The following is a 15,949-nucleotide window of genomic DNA, read 5'->3' on the forward strand; positions in this document are numbered from 1 at the left end:
GGTTCCTCAAAGGGCGGCCGCGAGCGCGGCCGGTTCGCGGATGCGCAACTGCGCGTAGGCGCCGCGTTCGTCGTCGGCAAGCGGCACGACGTATGGTTCGACCGGCCGCTTCTCGCTGCGCATCGCGCCCGCGGCATCCTTGCGCAGCCACGTGTGGCAGAACCATTCGGCGTCGTTGCGGTGCGGGAAATCGATGCGATGGTGGTACAACCCCCAGCGGCTCTCGGTGCGGAACAACGACGCGCGTGCGGCCATTTCCGCGCAATCGCGGATCGCGCGCACTTCGGCTGCGCGCATCAGTTCGTGCGGATTATCGGCCTTGATTTCTTCGATATCCTCAGTAATTGCGTCAAAACGTTGCAGCCCGATTTCCATCTTGCGCGTCACCTTCGGCGGTTGCAGGTAGTCGTTCACCATGCGGCGCAGCTTGTACTCGACCTGCGCCGGCGCCAGGCCGCGCTCGCGCAGCAACGGCGCGAGCACGCGCGAGCGCTCGGCGTCGACCTGTTGGTCGTCCACCGGCGCGTGTTCGCGGCCGGCCGCGTAGTCGGCCGCGTTCTGCCCGGCGAACCAACCGTACGTGAAGGCGCCGAGCATGTAGTTGTGCGGAACGGCCGCCATGTCGCCGGCCGCGTACAGCCCCGGCACGGTCGTCTCCGCGCGCGCATTCACATACACGCCCGATGCGCTGTGGCCGCTGCAGAAGCCGATCTCCGAGATGTGCATCTCGACCATCTGGCTGCGGTAGTCGGTGCCGCGCCCCGCATGGAAACGGCCGCGGCTCGGCCGTTCGTTCGTATGACAGGATCTGCTCGATGGTCCGGATCGTTTCTTCCGCGAGATGGTCGAGCTTCAGGAACACGGGGCCGTTGCCGCTCTGCAGTTCCTGGTAGAACTCCCACATCATCTGGCCGCTCCAGTAGTCGCATTCGATGAAGCGTTCGCCCTTGCCGTTCGCGGTGAAGCCGCCGAGCGGGCCGGTCACGTACGCGCACGCCGGGCCGTTGTAATCCTTGATCAACGGATTGATCTGGAAGCATTCGAGATTCGCGAGCGCCGCGCCCGCGTGATAGGCCATCGCGTAGCCGTCGCCCGCGTTGGTCGGGTTCTCGTACGTGCCCATCAGGTAGCCCGATGCCGGCAGACCGAGGCGGCCGGCCGCACCGCAGCAGAGGATCACGGCCTTCGCGCGGATCACGTGGAATTCGGCGGTGCGGCAGTCGAAGCCGAGCACGCCGCTCGCGCGGCCCTGCGCGTCGGTCAGCACGCGCGTCGCGACGATCCGGTTCGTGATCGCGATGCGCGCACGCTTCAGTTGCCGGTACAGCACCTTCTTGATGTCGTGACCCTCCGGCATCGGCAACACGTACGAGCCCATGTGATGGACCTTCTTCACCGCGTAGTCGCCGGTGCCGTCCTTCTCGAACTTCACGCCCCAGCGATCGAGCTGCTCGATCGTCGCGAAGCTGTGCGTCGCGTACGCGTACACGGCTTCCTGGTCGACGATCCCGTCGTTGGCGATCGTGATCTCGCGCGTGTACTGCTCGGGCGTCGCATGACCGGGGATCACCGCGTTGTTCAGGCCGTCCATGCCCATCGAGATCGCGCCGCTGCGTTTCACGTTGGCCTTCTCGAGCAGCAGCACGCGCAGGGACGGATCGCGCTCCTTCGCCTTGATGGCCGCCATCGGGCCGGCCGTGCCGCCGCCGACCACGACGATGTCGTATTCGTGCACATGGGTGTTCATCGCGGGTTCCTTGCAGGTTTGCGCGCCTTCTGCCGATCGATGCGCAGCCGGTACTGGAAGGCGTCGCCGCGGAAGTAGAGGGTTTCGTAGTCGATCGGCGCACCGGATGCATCGTGCGTGAGACGCTCGATACGCAGCACGGGGCTGCTTTCCTCGACGTGCAGCGCGTCGACGATTTCGTCGTCGGCGAGGATCGCGTCGATCGACACGTCGGCATGGCCGAGCGCAATGCCGCAGTCGTTCTCCAGGATCAGGAAGATGTCGCGGGTCGCGAGATCGGCGCCGGCGAGGCGCTTGCCGAGCGCTTCGGGCACCCAGGTCTGTTCGAGCGACACGGGTTCGCGGTTCAGCAGCCGCACGCGATGGATCTCGACGAGCGGCGCGCCTTCGGGCACGTTCAGCTTCGTCGCGAGATGGAGATCGGCCTTCACGGTGCGCAGGCTACGCAACTGATTGACGATTTCGTAGCCCATCGACGACATCGCCTCGGCGAACCCCTGCAGCGACGTCACGTTCTGGAAGGCCTTCGGCTTCGACACGAACGTGCCCTTGCCGTGCAGCTTGAACAGCAGGCCCTCCTTCTGCAGGTCGCCGAGCGCCTGGCGCACCGTAATGCGGCTGACGTCGAACATCGCGCAGAGTTCGTGCTCGGACGGCATCCGGCTGTGCGGCGCATAGGTGCCGTCGAGAATGCGCGCGCGCAACGCGTCCTTGATCTGCACGTAGAGCGGGGCCGCGGACAGCGGCACGACGTTGGATGGAGTCATCGGTCAACTTGTTATGACAAGATGGGACGAGTGTAGCCAGCGCACGTGCGCGCCCCAACCAACCATTTCTGCTTTCGAATTTCCCGTTGCGGAAAAGCGGGGCGGCAGGCGGCGGGGCGACCGGATGATCCGACCCTTGCGAGCCGCGCGGAATTGCCGACAATAAAAATTCCGCGGCCCATGCGCCGCATGTCGATTTCCCGATGCGTCGCCCGTCGTATCGATATCGACCGGGCAGTGCGCCGCGCCCTGCGGCCGGCACCGGGTTGCCGCGAATGGCGCAACGAACGAGGAGATGCAACATGACACGTCACATGCCGGATTCCCGATACCGCTGGGTGATCGTCGCCGCGGGCGGCCTGATGGGCTGCGTCGCGATCGGCGCGATGTTTTCGTTACCGGTATTCCTGCGGTCCATCGCGCGCGATACGGGTTGGTCGATGACCGGCATTTCCGCCGCGATGACGCTCGGCTTCATCGCGATGGCGTTTGCGAGCATGGCGTGGGGCAGCCTGTCGGACCGGGTCGGCACGCGGCCGGTCGTCGTCGCGGGCGCCGTGCTGCTGTCGGCGAGCCTGGCGCTGGCGAGCCGCGCGCCGTCGCTGCTCGTGTTCCAGCTGACCTTCGGCCTGGCCGTCGGCAGCGCGACGGCCGCGATATTCGCGCCGATGATGGCGTGCGTGACCGGCTGGTTCGACACGCACCGCAGCCTCGCGGTATCGCTCGTGTCGGCCGGCATGGGCATGGCGCCGATGACGATGGCGCCGCTGGCCGCATGGCTCGTGTCGGTGCGCGACTGGCGCACGTCGATGCTGCTGATTGCCGCGCTGGCGGCCGTCGTGATGATTCCGGTGTCGCTGCTGGTGCGCCGGGCGCCGGCGCTCGCCGCTGCAGCCGCGCACGCGGCGCCCGCGCCAGCGTCCGCCGGCGCGCCCGCCGCGATGTCGGTCGCGGATGCGCTGCGCTCGCCGCAGTTCGCGGTATTGCTGCTGACCAATTTCTTCTGCTGCGCGACGCATTCGGGCCCGATCTTCCACACGGTCAGCTACGCGGTGACCTGCGGGATTCCGCTGATCGTCGCGGTGTCGATCTACAGCGTGGAAGGGCTCGCGGGCATGGGCGGCCGGATCGCGTTCGGGATACTCGGCGATCGCCTCGGCGCGAAGCGCATGCTGGTGGCGGGATTGCTCGCGCAGGCGTTCGGCGCGCTCGGCTATTACTTCGTGCGCTCGCTCGACGGCTTCTACGCGGTCGCGACGCTGTTCGGTTTCGTCTATGCGGGCGTGATGCCGCTCTATTCGGTGCTCGCGCGCGAGAATTTCCCGCTGCGGATGATGGGCACCGTGATCGGCGGCTGCGCGATGGCCGGCAGCCTCGGGATGGCCGCGGGCCCGGTCGCGGGCGGGCTGATCGTCGACGCGCTCGGCAGCTACGGCTGGCTGTACCTCGGATCGTTCGCGATCGGGGTCGGCGCGTTCCTGATCGCGACGATGTTCCGCCCGTTCGCGAAAGCGCGGCCGGAAACGGTAGCTGCGTAATCGGGCGGCGAAGGCGGGGAGGCAGGCAGGAGGCTGGCATTTTCGTCGGGTCGGCGGGGGCCTGCGGGATCGTCGTGGATAAAAAAATGGGGTAGGCCATCGCCCCCGTCCGGAAGCGTCGGGACGGCGCTCGGCCTGCTGCGGCGCAGCACAGCGGCAAGTGACGGCGATCGGCGCGCATGCGCTGCGATTCGGCCCCTAAAAACGCGATATCGAGCATATATTCGAAGGGCCTGTCATACCGGCGTCACCCTGCTAGAATTCGGCCTGCCGCATTGTTCCGATTGACTGATGAGATTGCTTGACGCCCTGGTCGAACAACGTATTGCCGCCGCCGCCGCGCGGGGCGAGTTCGACGATTTGCCGGGTACCGGCGCGCCGCAGGCGCTGGATGACGACCTCCTCGTGCCCGAGGAGGTGCGGGTGGCCAACCGTATCCTGAAGAACGCGGGCTTCGTGCCGCCGGCTGTCGAGCAACTGCGCGCGCTGCGCAACCTGCACGACGAAGTGCAGGCGGTCAGCGACCGCGCCGCGCGCTGCCGGCTGCAGGCGAAGATCCTCGCGCTCGACATGGCGCTCGAATCGCTGCGCGGCGGCCCGATGGTGATGCCGCGCGACTACTGCCGGCGCATCGCGGAACGCCTGTGCGAGCGCGGGCTCGACGACGCGCCCGCCGAAGCGGGGACGATGTGACGTCCGACGCGCTGCACGACGCAGCCCACGCGGCACCCGCGGCCGCTGACCCCGCCGCCGATTCTCCCGTTCACGAAGCCGTGCCCGTATCGGCGCGCGACCTGCATTTCATGCGTCTGGCGCAGGCCGCCGCCGAAGAGGCGCGCGCGGCCGGCGAAGTGCCGGTCGGCGCGGTGCTCGTGCGCGGCGACGAAGTGATCGCACGCGGCTTCAACCATCCGATCGGCGGGCACGATCCGTCCGCGCATGCCGAAATGGCCGCGCTGCGCATGGCCGCGCAGCAACTGCGCAATTACCGGATGCCCGGCTGCGAGCTGTACGTGACGCTCGAGCCGTGCCTGATGTGCGCAGGCGCGATCATGCATGCGCGCATCGCGCGGGTCGTCTATGGCGCGGCCGATCCGAAGACGGGCGCGTGCGGCAGCGTGATCGACGCATTCGCGAATCCGCAGCTCAACCACCACACCGAAGTGATCGGCGGCGTGCTCGCCGACGAGTGCGGCGCCGCGCTGAAGTCGTTCTTCGCCGAGCGCCGTCGCGCGCTGCGCGAAGCGCGGCTCGCCCGCGACGCCGAATCAGGCGCGTCATAGGCGCCGCTGTCGCGCCCGTCGTTACGGGCGTGCACGGTTTTCGTGAACCGGACACGGTTCGGACCCTCTAAGCAGGTTTGACGATCCCGACACCTTTCGCCATGTCCTTCCAGCCCGCCGCGTCCTACACCATCCGCCTGCTGGCGCCGTCCGGCTATCCGCACGACCCCGACGCGATCAACCGCGCGCTCGAGCGCCTCAGCACCGCGCAGCAGCGCATCGAGAACGTCGAGGCGACGCAGCGTCGCTTCCAGCGTTTCGGCGGCACCGACGGCGAGCGGGCGGGCGATCTGAACCGCCTCGCCGATCCCGAGCGGCCGCTGCCGGACATCGCGCTCGCGGTGCGCGGCGGCTACGGCGCCGCGCGCATCCTGCACGGGCTCGACTATCGCGGGCTCGAGCGCCGGCTGCGCGACCAGCCGATCGCACTCGTCGGTCACAGCGATTTCACGGCGATCCAGCTGGCGCTGTACGCGAAGGCGCGCATCAAGACGTTCGGCGGCCCGATGCTGTCGGCCGATTTCGGCGCGGAAACGCCGAGCGACTTCACGATGCAGCATTTCTGGCAGACGCTGACGCAGCCGAGCACGACGATCGTCGCCGACGCACCGCAGGTGCAGACGGTGAACGTGACGGGCACGCTGTGGGGCGGCAACCTCGCGATCCTCACGTCGCTGGTCGGCACGCCGTACATGCCCGACATCGAGGGCGGCATCCTGTTCATCGAAGACGTCAACGAGCAGCCGTTCCGGATCGAGCGGATGATCTATCAACTGCACCTGTCCGGGCTGCTCGCGCGCCAGCAGGCGCTCGTGCTCGGCCAGTTCACCGGCGCGCGGCCGTTCGAGTACGACAACGGCTACGACATGCAGGCGATGATCGACCAGGTGCGCGCGGTGGTCGGGATTCCGGTCGTCACGGGGCTCCAGTTCGGCCATGTGCCCGATCTGTTGACGCTGCCGTTCGGCGCCCAGGCGCAACTGGTCGCGAATGCGCACGGGTTCCGGCTGACGGTGTCGGACTATCCGCATCTCGGCTGACGCCGGCGCGATCGATCGAAAGGCGGGTTTCCCCGCCTTTTTCTTTATGTAAGTACGCAACTAACGGTCAATATTTTTCGTCGACGCCCACACGGTCTTCGCTCGGTTTTGCACCATTTTTGTCAACAAAATAGCCGGGAGGGTATACGACGAGAAAGGCCTCCGTCTTGCTTTCCAAGCTTGTGGTGCATGGATCTCGTGCACGTTGCACCGAATGGGGACACGCCGACGCACGCCGATCGTGCGAAATCTCGCAAAAGAATTGTTGACAATCTTTATGTCCATCCTAGGATGAGGACCATCACACGATGCAGATCATGAACGAGCCCGATTCCCATCCGTCCGGCGCAGTCGGTCCCGAAGCGATCGCCGAGCGCATCCGCACCGCGATCCTCGAGCATCGGCTCGCGCCCGGCGCGAAGCTGACGGAGGCGCAGCTCTGCGAAGTGTTCGGCGTGAAGCGCGGGACGATCCGCCAGGCGCTCGCGCAGCTCGCGACCGACAAACTGGTCGACCTCGAGCCGAACCGCGGCGCGTTCGTCGCGAGCCCGTCGCTGCAGGACGTGCACGAAGTGTTCGAGATGCGCCGGATCATCGAGCTGGCCGTGGTCGAGCGGCTCGCGACCGGCCCCGGCGCCAGGCGGTTGAAGGGCGTCGCGGCGCTGATCGACAAGGAACGCAAGGCGTTCGAGCGGCACGACTTCGCGGCGTGGATCCGGCTGTCGGGCGAATTCCATACGGCGCTCGCGACGCTGATGGGCAATGCGACGCTCAGCGAGTGCCTCGAAGGGCTCGTCGCACGCTCGACGCTGATGTCGGCGCTGTACGAATCGCACGGGCGCAGCCCGTGTTCGTGCGACGACCACGACGAGATCCTCGCCGCACTGGAGGCGGGCGATCCGAAGCAGGCGGTGACGCTGATGGCGCGCCACCTGCAGCATGTCGAACTGAAGATGCTGGACCGGCCCGCGCAAGGGCAGGTCGATTTGCGCGAAGTGTTCGGCGGCGCCTGAGCGGCGACGCGAACCCGGCCGCGCCACACGACGAGAGCAATGCAGGCCTGCGGTGTTTGCCGAGGGCCGCGGGTCCGACTCCGGGCGACGATCCGGAGCGATATCGATGACGGTGGAGCGGCCTTCCGGCCGCGTCAAGGAGAAGTCATGGCTCAATTCAGTGTGGCGCACGACAGCGCCTATCCGGCGGAAGAAGGCGGCGAGGGCGGCGGTCCGGCATTGCCGGACGGTTACAGCGAACGTCTGTATAACGAAGATTTGGCACCCCTAAAAAATCAGACGTGGGGCGCGTACAACATCTTCGCGTTCTGGATGTCGGACGTGCACAGCGTCGGCGGCTACGTGTTCGCGGGCAGCCTGTTCGCGCTCGGGCTGACGAGCTGGCAGGTGCTGATTGCGCTGATCGTCGGCATCGGCCTCGTGAACGGGCTGTGCAACCTGATCGCGCGGCCGAGCCAGCAGATCGGCGTGCCGTATCCGGTCGCGTGCCGCGCGACCTTCGGCGTGCTGGGCGCGAACGTGCCGGCCGTGATCCGCGGGCTGATCGCGATCGCATGGTATGGAATCCAGACTTATCTCGCGTCGAGCGCGCTCGTGATCGTCGTGCTGAAATTCTTCCCGCAATGGCTGCCGTATGCGGACGTCCATCGCTACGGCTTCCTCGGGCTGTCGGCGGTCGGCTGGGCCGGCTTCATGCTGCTGTGGGTGCTCCAGGCGTTCGTGTTCTGGAACGGGATGGAGACGATCAAGAAGTTCATCGACTTCGCGGGCCCGGCCGTCTATGTCGTGATGTTCATCCTGGCCGGCTACATGGTGTGGCGCGCGGGCTGGCGCAACATCGGCATCAACCTCGGCGGCGTCAAGTATCACGGCGCCGAAGTGATTCCGGTGATGATCACCGCCGTGTCGCTCGTCGTGTCGTACTTCTCCGGGCCGATGCTCAACTTCGGCGACTTCTCGCGCTACTGCCGCTCGTTCGGCGACGTGAAGCGCGGCAATTTCTGGGGGCTGCCCGTCAACTTCCTCGCGTTCTCGCTCGTCACGGTGATCACCACCGCCGCGACGCTGCCGGTGTTCGGCGAACTGATCACCGACCCGGTCGAGACGGTCGGCCGCATCGACCATCCGACCGCGGTGATCCTCGGCGCGCTGACGTTCACGATCGCGACGATCGGCATCAACATCGTCGCGAACTTCGTGTCTCCCGCGTTCGATTTCTCGAACGTCGCGCCGCGCCTGATCAGCTGGCGCGCGGGCGGGATGCTCGCCGCCGTCGCGTCGATCTTCATCACGCCGTGGAACCTGTTCAACAACCCGGCGGTGATCCATTACACGCTCGACGTGCTCGGCGCGTTCATCGGCCCGCTGTACGGCGTGCTGATCGCCGACTTCTACCTCGTCAAGCGCGGCCGCCTCGTGCGCGACGACCTGTACACGATGTCGGAAAGCGGCGCCTACTGGTACACGGGCGGCGTGAACCGCCGCGCGCTCGCCGCGCTGCTGCCGGCTGCGGTGATCGCGGTCGTGTGCGTGATGGTGCCGGGCTGGCAGGGCGTCGCGAATTTCTCGTGGTTCATCGGCGCGGGGCTCGGCTTCGGGTTCTACCGGCTGCTGGCAGGCGCGAAGGCGTAAGGAGCCTGCGATGAAGATCCGACTGATCAATCCGAATACGACGCAGCGGATGACCGACGCGATGGGCCGCTGCGCGTGCGAGGTCGCGGCCGCCGGCACGGAGATCGTGGCCGTGAGCCCGCCGATGGGGCCGCCGTCGATCGAAGGGTATTACGACGAGGCGCTCGCGACGCCGGGGCTGCTCGCCGAGATCGCGCAGGGCGAGCGCGACGGCTGCGACGCATACGTGATCGCGTGTTTCGGCGATCCGGGCCTGTATGCGGCGCGGGAACTCGCGCGCGGGCCGGTGATCGGCATCGCCGAGGCCGCGATGCATGCAGCAAGCGTGCTCGCGCCGGGCTTCTCGGTCGTCACGACGCTCGCGCGTACCTGCGGGATGGCGTGGCACCTCGCGGAGCGCTACGGGATGAAGCGGTTCTGCCGCAACGTGCGCGCAACCGACGTCGCGGTGCTCGAACTCGACCGGCCCGGCTCGGCCGCGCGCCGGATCATCGTCGACGAATGCCGGCGCGCGCTCGACGAGGACGGTGCCGACGCGATCGTGCTCGGCTGCGCGGGGATGGCCGAATTCGCGCACGAGATCGAGCAGCAGATCGGTGCGCCGGTGGTCGAGGGCGTCACGGCGGCCGTCAAGTGGGCCGAGGCGCTCGTCGCGTTGCGCCTCGCGACCGCGAAGCGCGGCGACTACGCGCGGCCGCTGCCGAAGCGCTACGACGGTGCGTTCGCCCGCTTCAGTCCGCCGGACGGGGATACGGCGGAACCGGTCCCGGATTTGCCGCACCCGCACATACACACCGTCTGACACGCACTATCTGCGCCGCTGTATGGGCGCGTATGAACGTTTTCGCTACACTGGGCCGTCGTCGCATCGGCTGGTGCGGCCCGCTTCCGGGCGCCGCGCCGTCGATGCGAACCCATTATTTCAGCCCGCTCACTCAGCCCGCATTCGTTGCATTTCGAACCATGTCACTCGATCCCAACTATCCTCGCGACCTGATCGGCTACGGCCGCCATCCCGTTCAGGCGAACTGGCCGGGGCGCGCCCGCGTCGCCGTGCAATTCGTGCTGAATTACGAGGAGGGCGGCGAGAACTGCGTGCTGCACGGCGATCCGGGCTCCGAGCAGTTCCTGTCCGAAATCGTCGGCGCCGCCGCGTATCCGGACCGCCACATGAGCATGGAGTCGATCTACGAATACGGGTCGCGGGCCGGCGTGTGGCGCATCCTGCGCGAATTCGAGAAGCGCGGGCTGCCGCTGACGGTATTCGGCGTCGGCATGGCGATCGAGCGTCATCCGGAGCTTGCGCGCGCATTCGTCGAGCTCGGCCATGAAATCGCGTGCCACGGCTGGCGCTGGATTCACTACCAGAGCATGACGCCGGAACTCGAAGCCGAACACATGCGCCTCGGGATGGAAGCGATCGAGCGCGTGACGGGCGAGCGCCCGCTCGGCTGGTATACCGGCCGCGACAGCCCGAACACGCATCGCCTGGTCGCCGAATACGGCGGCTTCCTGTACGACTCCGACAACTACGGCGACGACCTGCCGTTCTGGATGGACGTCGAGGTGTCGGGCGGCCGCACGTCGCCGCAACTGATCGTGCCGTACACGCTGGACACGAACGACATGCGTTTCGCGACGCCGCAGGGCTTCAACACCGGCGATCACTTCTTCCACTACCTGCGCGACGCATTCGACGTGCTGTACGCGGAGGGCGACGAGGCGCCGAAGATGCTGTCGATCGGCATGCACTGCCGGCTGCTCGGCCGGCCGGGCCGGTTCCGCGGGCTGCAGCGTTTCCTCGATCACATCGAGAAGCACGATCGCGTATGGGTGACGCGCCGTGTCGATATCGCGCGTCACTGGCGTGAACATCATCCGTATCAGCCCAATCATCGAAACGAAGGGAAAGCATGAAGGCGATGCGCTACACGTTGGAACAACTGAACACGATGGCGCCGAGCGCATTCGTCGCGGCGTTGTCGGGGATTTTCGAGCATTCGCCGTGGGTGGCCGAGGTCGCCGCGGGCGAGCGGCCGTTCGCGAGTATCGACGCGCTGCACAAGACGATGTCGGATGCGGTGGAAACCAGCGGCGAAGCGCGCCAGCTCGCGCTGATCAACGCCCACCCGGAGCTGGCCGGCAAGGCCGCCGTGCGCGGCGAATTGACGGCCGAGTCGACCCGCGAGCAAAGCGGCGCGGGCCTCGACCAGTGCACGCAAGAAGAATTCGACAAGCTGCTGACGCTGAACCGCACGTATCGCGAGAAGTTCGGCTTCCCGTTCATCCTCGCGGTGCGCGGCTATGACCGCCACGGCATCATCGCGAACTTCGAGTCGCGCGTGAATCATTCGCGGGCCGAGGAGCTGCGCGCGAGCCTCGACCAGATTTACCGGATCGCGCGCTTTCGCCTCGACGACCTGATCGACGTCTGACACCGCCGCCTGACACCGCAATACGGCCTGCTGCGTCGCAGCGGCCCGATCGCCTCACTGAAACAAGGAAACATCATGGCTGTTCCGCTTCTCGATCCGAACGCACCCGATTTCACGCGGCGCTACGTGAATCTTGCCGACCCGCGTCTCGGTGCGCAGGCGCTCGAGGCCAGCGACGATTTCTTCGCGCCGAAGGACCGGATGCTGAACCCCGAGCCCGCCGTCTTCATCCCCGGCAAGTACGACGACCACGGCAAGTGGATGGACGGCTGGGAGACGCGCCGCAAGCGCACGACCGGCTACGACTGGTGCATCGTCAAGCTCGCGCGCCCCGGCGTGATCAAGGGCTTCGACATCGACACGAGCCACTTCACCGGCAACTTCCCGCCGGCGGCGTCGATCGAGGCCGCGTTCGTGGCCGACGGCGCGCCGACGCAGGCCACCGAGTGGGTCGAGATCGTCGCGTCGACCACGCTGCAAGGCAACAGCCATCACTACGTCGAAGCGAGCGACGCGCGCGCGTTCACGCACCTGCGCATAAACATCTACCCGGACGGCGGCATCGCGCGCCTGCGCGTGTACGGCCAGCCGCAGCTCGACTGGGCCGGCGCGAGCGCGACCGAGCAGTTCGACCTCGCGGCGATGGAAAACGGCGGTTACGTGGTGGCGGCGAACAACCAGCACTTCGGCGTCGCGTCGAACCTGCTGCTGCCGGGCCGCGGCGTGAACATGGGCGACGGCTGGGAAACCCGCCGCCGCCGCGAACCGGGCAACGATTGGGCGATCATCGCGCTCGCGCACCCGGGCGTGATTCGCAAGATCGAAGTCGATACCGCGTTCTTCAAGGGCAATTACCCGGATCGCTGCTCGATCCAGGCTGCCTATGTGTCGGGCGGCACGGACAGCTCGTTGATCACGCAGTCGATGTTCTGGCCGGTGCTGCTCGGCGAACAGAAGCTGCAGATGGACAAGCAGCACTACTTCGAACACGACGTCGCATCGCTCGGCCCCGTCACGCACGTGCGGCTGAATATCATTCCGGACGGCGGCGTGTCGCGCCTGCGTCTGTGGGGGACGCTCGACAAATGAAGACGCTTGCCATCGAACCGCTGACCAAGGAAGCGTTTGCGCCGTTCGGCGACGTGATCGAAACGGAAGGGGCCAAGCAGATCCCGATCAACCTCGGCACGACGATCCGCTTTCACGATCTCGCGAAAGTCGACGTGACCGATGAAGGCGGCCGCACGCTCGTCAACCTGTTCCGCGGCCAGCCGCGCACGCTGCCGTTCGAGGTGAAGATGCTCGAGCGGCATCCGCTCGGCAGTCAGGCGTTCGTGCCGCTGAACGACCAGCCGTATCTCGTCGTCGTCGCGCCCGCGGGCGAACTCGATCCCGCGAAGATCCGCGCATTCGTGACGAGCGGCTGGCAGGGCGTCAACTACGCGAAGGGCGTATGGCATCACCCGCTGATCGCGTTGGGCGGCGTGAGCGACTTCATCGTCGTCGATCGCGGCGGCGACGGGCTGAACCTGAACGAGCAGGATCTGCAGGAGTCGCTGTGGCTCACCGAGGATGCACTGGATGCGGTGACGGCCTGAGCCGACGGCGGCGTTACCCGGGAAGCCCGCGCACGATGCGCGGGCTTTTTTCATTTCGCCGCACGGTTGTCGCGCGAGGACTTTGCATATTCCATATCGTTGGTTCGTCGCGGCACGGGAGCCCGGTATCTTGACCGATTTGTCGGCCCGGCGGGCCGGTACGTTCCGAATCCTCGAACCTCCTCCCACGAACATCCCGATATGAATGGAAGACTCCCGATCGCCGCGGCAGTGGCGGCGGCCGTGCTGGCGCTCGCCGCATGCGACGGCAGCGACGGCGACATCGTCGCCAGTACCGGCACGAGCGCGGCCCGTAGCGCGAACCCGCTGGCCACGCCCGATCAGATCGCGGCGGAGAAACTCGCGCTCGAACTGGTGGCCGCGCCCGCGGTCGTGCAGGCGAAGGCTGCGCTGAAGGCGCAATGGCTGGCTGCGGCCCAGGCGGTGGGCGGCGTGCCGGACGAGTCGCTCGCCTATCTGCAGACGGCCGTCGACGAATCGGCGATGTCGAGCGCGCTCGCGATCACGAACCGTGATCCGAACGCGCCGAAAGTCATCTCCGGACTCGCCGCGCCGCATACGTGGTTCGGCATCGACGTGCCGGGCTCGCGCACGACGTTCGACAATCCGGACACGATTTATCGCAGCTTTCCGGTCGACCCGACGGCGCGTTACGTGATTCGCGGTAACGTGCATCGCGACGGCCCGGTCGACAGCAACGTCAGCTTGTGGGACAGCCGTCACGCGACGCTGTCGAACCTGACCGGCGATCAGCTGCGGGTCGGTGCGGACGGCAGCTTCACGATTACCGCGGATTCCGGCGCGGGAGACGGTACCGGCAATCACGTCGTGTTGCCGGCGGTCGCCGCATCGTTCTTCATTCGCGATACCGTCGCCGAATGGGGCGTGCAGCAATTCGACGATCTGTCGGTCGAGCGCGTGTCCGGTGCTTCGTCGGCGGCGGCGCCGACCAAGGCCGAGATGATCGCCGCGCTGGCCGCGCAGGTCGGCAACGGCGGCAGCACGTTCGCCAGCTACAACGCGCTCGCGAACGCGCAGCCGGTCAATACGATTCCGGCCGTATCGCTGGGTGGCTCGGCCGGGCGGCTGTCGACGCAGGCGGCCACCTACAGCGCGTTCCGGATCGCCGACGACGAAGCGTTGGTGGTGACGGTCAGCCTTGGCGGCGCGAAATACTTCATTGCGCCCGCCTATGGCCGCTGGCTGATCACGACCGACTACGTGAATCACACGCAGTCGCTGAACAACAGCCAGGCGATCGCGAATCCGGACGGTACGCTCACGTTCGTCGTATCGCCGAGCGATCCGGGCGTCTACAACTGGGTGGATACGGTCGGCATCCACGAAGGCTTTCTGAATCTGCGCTGGCAAGGGCTACCCGCGACGTCTGCCGGCGCGGCGCCTGCCGCGCATGCGATGCTCGTGAAGCTGGCCGACCTGCGCTCGGTACTGCCGGCGACGACTCGCTACGTCACGCCGGCGGAGCGGGCGACGCAGCTTGTCGCGCGCAAGGCGAGCTACGCGCCGCGCTATTCGGCCGGCTGACCGGTGCGGCTCGACGTCGCCGTCGAGCGGTCCCGCAGCATACAAAAAAACAGGCCCGCCGAAGCGGGCCAGTCGTTCAGGCGCGGTCGAACCGGGGGCTTACTTCGCGGCGCCGCCCTCGAACCACGCGGCGAGCTTCATCCGCTCGTCGTCGGTCATGTGCGTGACGTTGCCGATCGGCATCGCCTTCAGGCGTACGGCCTGGTCGTAGATGCGCTGCGCGTTCTTCGACACTTCTTCCGGCGTGTCGAACATCACGCCCGCGGGCGCGCTGCCCATCAGCGTCGGCTTCGACGAGTGGCACTCGACACAGCGCTGCTGCAGGATCGGCATGATGTCGTGGATCGCGACCTTCGGTGCGTTGGCCGCTTGCGCTTCCGGGGCGACCGGCTTCGGCATCGTCCACACCAGCGCGCCCGACAGCAGCGCGACACCGCCGATCGGCAGATACCACAGCTGCTTGCCGCGGTGGCGCATCACGAAGAACTGACGAATCAGCGCGCCGGCCAGCATGATCAGCACGAGCACGACCCAGTTGAACTTGTTCGTGTACGTCATCGCATAGTGGTTCGACAGCATCGCGAACACGACCGGCAGCGTGAAGTACGTGTTGTGCACCGAACGCTGCTTGCCGCGCTTGCCGTAGATCGGGTTCGGTTCCTCGCCCTTGAGCATCTTGTCGACCATCTTGCGCTGGCCGGGGATGATCACGAAGAACACGTTCGCCGACATGATCGTCGCGAGCATCGCGCCGACGATCAGGTAGGCGGCACGGCCCGAGAAGATGTGGCATGCGAGGTACGCGGCGATCACGACGTACACGCCGACGCAGATGCCGAGCACGCGATCGTTGGTGCCGAGGATGCGGCACAGCGAGTCGTAGACGATCCAGCCGGCGGCGAGGAAGCCGAGTGCGGAAGCCACGGCGACCACCGGGCCCATGTCGAGCACGTTCTTGTCGATCAGGTACGTGTTCGGTGCGAGCAGGTACAGCACGAAGAACAGCGTGAAGCCCGACAGCCACGTCGTGTACGACGGCCACTTCGACCAGTGCAGGTCGTCGGGCATTTCCGGCGGGGCGACCGTGTACTTCTGCATGTTGTAGAAACCGCCGCCGTGCACGTGCCACAGCTCGCCGAACACGCCGCGCTTGCGCTGGTTCGGGTCGGTCGGCGGTTTCAGGCTGTTGTCGAGCGCGACGAAATAGAACGACTCGCCGATCCACGCAATGGCGACGATGACGTGCAGCCATCGCAGCGCGAGGTTCAGCCAGTCGGTGATGAAGCCTTCCATGAAACTCCTCCAGACTCAGATCGTTTGTCTTGATGCA

14 protein-coding genes and 1 pseudogene are annotated in these 15,949 nt (G+C 66.7%); 12 read left to right on the forward strand and 3 right to left on the reverse strand.

From position 1 onward, the window contains the following. Nucleotides 1-6: 6 nt before the first annotated feature. Nucleotides 7-1,747 (reverse strand): annotated as a pseudogene (locus tag WS61_RS29965) (fumarate reductase/succinate dehydrogenase flavoprotein subunit). Continuing rightward, a complete protein-coding gene (locus WS61_RS29970) occupies nucleotides 1,744-2,514 on the reverse strand; it encodes a GntR family transcriptional regulator (protein ID WP_059505940.1) in 771 nt (256 codons plus the stop codon). Before WS61_RS29970 ends, WS61_RS29965 begins: the two are co-directional and overlap by 4 nt. 314 nt (nucleotides 2,515-2,828) lie before the next feature. Here WS61_RS29970 and WS61_RS29975 point away from each other — a divergent pair, with 314 nt between their 5' ends. From WS61_RS29975 to WS61_RS30030, 12 genes are all read left to right on the forward strand, one after another. Further along, a complete protein-coding gene (locus WS61_RS29975) occupies nucleotides 2,829-4,052 on the forward strand; it encodes an MFS transporter (protein WP_059505943.1) in 1,224 nt (407 codons plus the stop codon). Between the two features lie 291 nt (nucleotides 4,053-4,343). Continuing rightward, nucleotides 4,344-4,745, forward strand: a complete 402-nt coding sequence (locus WS61_RS29980; protein ID WP_027784729.1) for a DnaJ family domain-containing protein — start codon at nucleotides 4,344-4,346, stop codon at nucleotides 4,743-4,745. Then, nucleotides 4,742-5,335 (forward strand): tRNA adenosine(34) deaminase TadA, encoded by a 594-nt coding sequence (gene tadA / locus WS61_RS29985; RefSeq protein WP_059505944.1) that lies wholly within the window; start codon nucleotides 4,742-4,744, stop codon nucleotides 5,333-5,335. The genes WS61_RS29980 and tadA overlap by 4 nt, the downstream gene beginning before the upstream one ends. 101 nt (nucleotides 5,336-5,436) lie before the next feature. Further along, nucleotides 5,437-6,375 (forward strand): muramoyltetrapeptide carboxypeptidase, encoded by a 939-nt coding sequence (gene ldcA / locus WS61_RS29990; RefSeq protein ID WP_059505946.1) that lies wholly within the window; start codon nucleotides 5,437-5,439, stop codon nucleotides 6,373-6,375. Nucleotides 6,376-6,683: 308 nt separating this feature from the next. Beyond that, a complete protein-coding gene (locus tag WS61_RS29995) occupies nucleotides 6,684-7,388 on the forward strand; it encodes a GntR family transcriptional regulator (protein ID WP_059505948.1) in 705 nt (234 codons plus the stop codon). Nucleotides 7,389-7,535: 147 nt separating this feature from the next. After that, nucleotides 7,536-9,020: an NCS1 family nucleobase:cation symporter-1 gene (locus WS61_RS30000; protein WP_059505951.1), complete on the forward strand. Its 1,485-nt coding sequence runs from the start codon at nucleotides 7,536-7,538 to the stop codon at nucleotides 9,018-9,020. A gap of 10 nt (nucleotides 9,021-9,030) precedes the next feature. Further along, entirely contained in the window at nucleotides 9,031-9,822 is a 792-nt protein-coding gene (locus tag WS61_RS30005; RefSeq protein ID WP_059505953.1) for an aspartate/glutamate racemase family protein, read from the forward strand. 161 nt (nucleotides 9,823-9,983) lie between these two features. Next, nucleotides 9,984-10,937, forward strand: coding sequence for an allantoinase PuuE (gene puuE / locus WS61_RS30010; protein WP_034207577.1), 954 nt, complete (start codon nucleotides 9,984-9,986; stop codon nucleotides 10,935-10,937). Continuing rightward, nucleotides 10,934-11,455 (forward strand): 2-oxo-4-hydroxy-4-carboxy-5-ureidoimidazoline decarboxylase, encoded by a 522-nt coding sequence (uraD, locus tag WS61_RS30015; protein ID WP_059505954.1) that lies wholly within the window; start codon nucleotides 10,934-10,936, stop codon nucleotides 11,453-11,455. Before puuE ends, uraD begins: the two co-directional genes overlap by 4 nt. Nucleotides 11,456-11,530: 75 nt before the next feature. Further along, nucleotides 11,531-12,544: an allantoicase gene (gene alc, locus WS61_RS30020; RefSeq protein ID WP_059505956.1), complete on the forward strand. Its 1,014-nt coding sequence runs from the start codon at nucleotides 11,531-11,533 to the stop codon at nucleotides 12,542-12,544. Continuing rightward, entirely contained in the window at nucleotides 12,541-13,053 is a 513-nt protein-coding gene (locus WS61_RS30025) for an ureidoglycolate lyase (protein ID WP_059505958.1), read from the forward strand. The genes alc and WS61_RS30025 overlap by 4 nt, the downstream gene beginning before the upstream one ends. A gap of 201 nt (nucleotides 13,054-13,254) precedes the next feature. Beyond that, entirely contained in the window at nucleotides 13,255-14,619 is a 1,365-nt protein-coding gene (locus tag WS61_RS30030; RefSeq protein ID WP_059505960.1) for a hypothetical protein, read from the forward strand. 99 nt (nucleotides 14,620-14,718) lie between these two features. Here WS61_RS30030 and WS61_RS30035 read toward each other — a convergent pair whose 3' ends face one another. Next, nucleotides 14,719-15,912, reverse strand: coding sequence for a urate hydroxylase PuuD (locus WS61_RS30035; RefSeq protein WP_059505962.1), 1,194 nt, complete (start codon nucleotides 15,910-15,912; stop codon nucleotides 14,719-14,721). Nucleotides 15,913-15,949: the final 37 nt, after the last annotated feature.

The organism is Burkholderia sp. ABCPW 11, from assembly GCF_001523445.1.
Classification (GTDB): domain Bacteria; phylum Pseudomonadota; class Gammaproteobacteria; order Burkholderiales; family Burkholderiaceae; genus Burkholderia.

Coding starts and splice junctions, on each gene's coding strand:
- WS61_RS29970 (WP_059505940.1), bottom strand. CDS start 2,514: ATGACTCCATCCAACGTCGTGCCGCTGTCCGCGGCCCCGCTCTACGTG.
- WS61_RS29975 (WP_059505943.1), top strand. CDS start 2,829: ATGCCGGATTCCCGATACCGCTGGGTGATCGTCGCCGCGGGCGGCCTG.
- WS61_RS29980 (WP_027784729.1), top strand. CDS start 4,344: ATGAGATTGCTTGACGCCCTGGTCGAACAACGTATTGCCGCCGCCGCC.
- ldcA (WP_059505946.1), top strand. CDS start 5,437: ATGTCCTTCCAGCCCGCCGCGTCCTACACCATCCGCCTGCTGGCGCCG.
- WS61_RS29995 (WP_059505948.1), top strand. CDS start 6,684: ATGCAGATCATGAACGAGCCCGATTCCCATCCGTCCGGCGCAGTCGGT.
- WS61_RS30000 (WP_059505951.1), top strand. CDS start 7,536: ATGGCTCAATTCAGTGTGGCGCACGACAGCGCCTATCCGGCGGAAGAA.
- WS61_RS30005 (WP_059505953.1), top strand. CDS start 9,031: ATGAAGATCCGACTGATCAATCCGAATACGACGCAGCGGATGACCGAC.
- puuE (WP_034207577.1), top strand. CDS start 9,984: ATGTCACTCGATCCCAACTATCCTCGCGACCTGATCGGCTACGGCCGC.
- uraD (WP_059505954.1), top strand. CDS start 10,934: ATGAAGGCGATGCGCTACACGTTGGAACAACTGAACACGATGGCGCCG.
- alc (WP_059505956.1), top strand. CDS start 11,531: ATGGCTGTTCCGCTTCTCGATCCGAACGCACCCGATTTCACGCGGCGC.
- WS61_RS30025 (WP_059505958.1), top strand. CDS start 12,541: ATGAAGACGCTTGCCATCGAACCGCTGACCAAGGAAGCGTTTGCGCCG.
- WS61_RS30030 (WP_059505960.1), top strand. CDS start 13,255: ATGAATGGAAGACTCCCGATCGCCGCGGCAGTGGCGGCGGCCGTGCTG.
- WS61_RS30035 (WP_059505962.1), bottom strand. CDS start 15,912: ATGGAAGGCTTCATCACCGACTGGCTGAACCTCGCGCTGCGATGGCTG.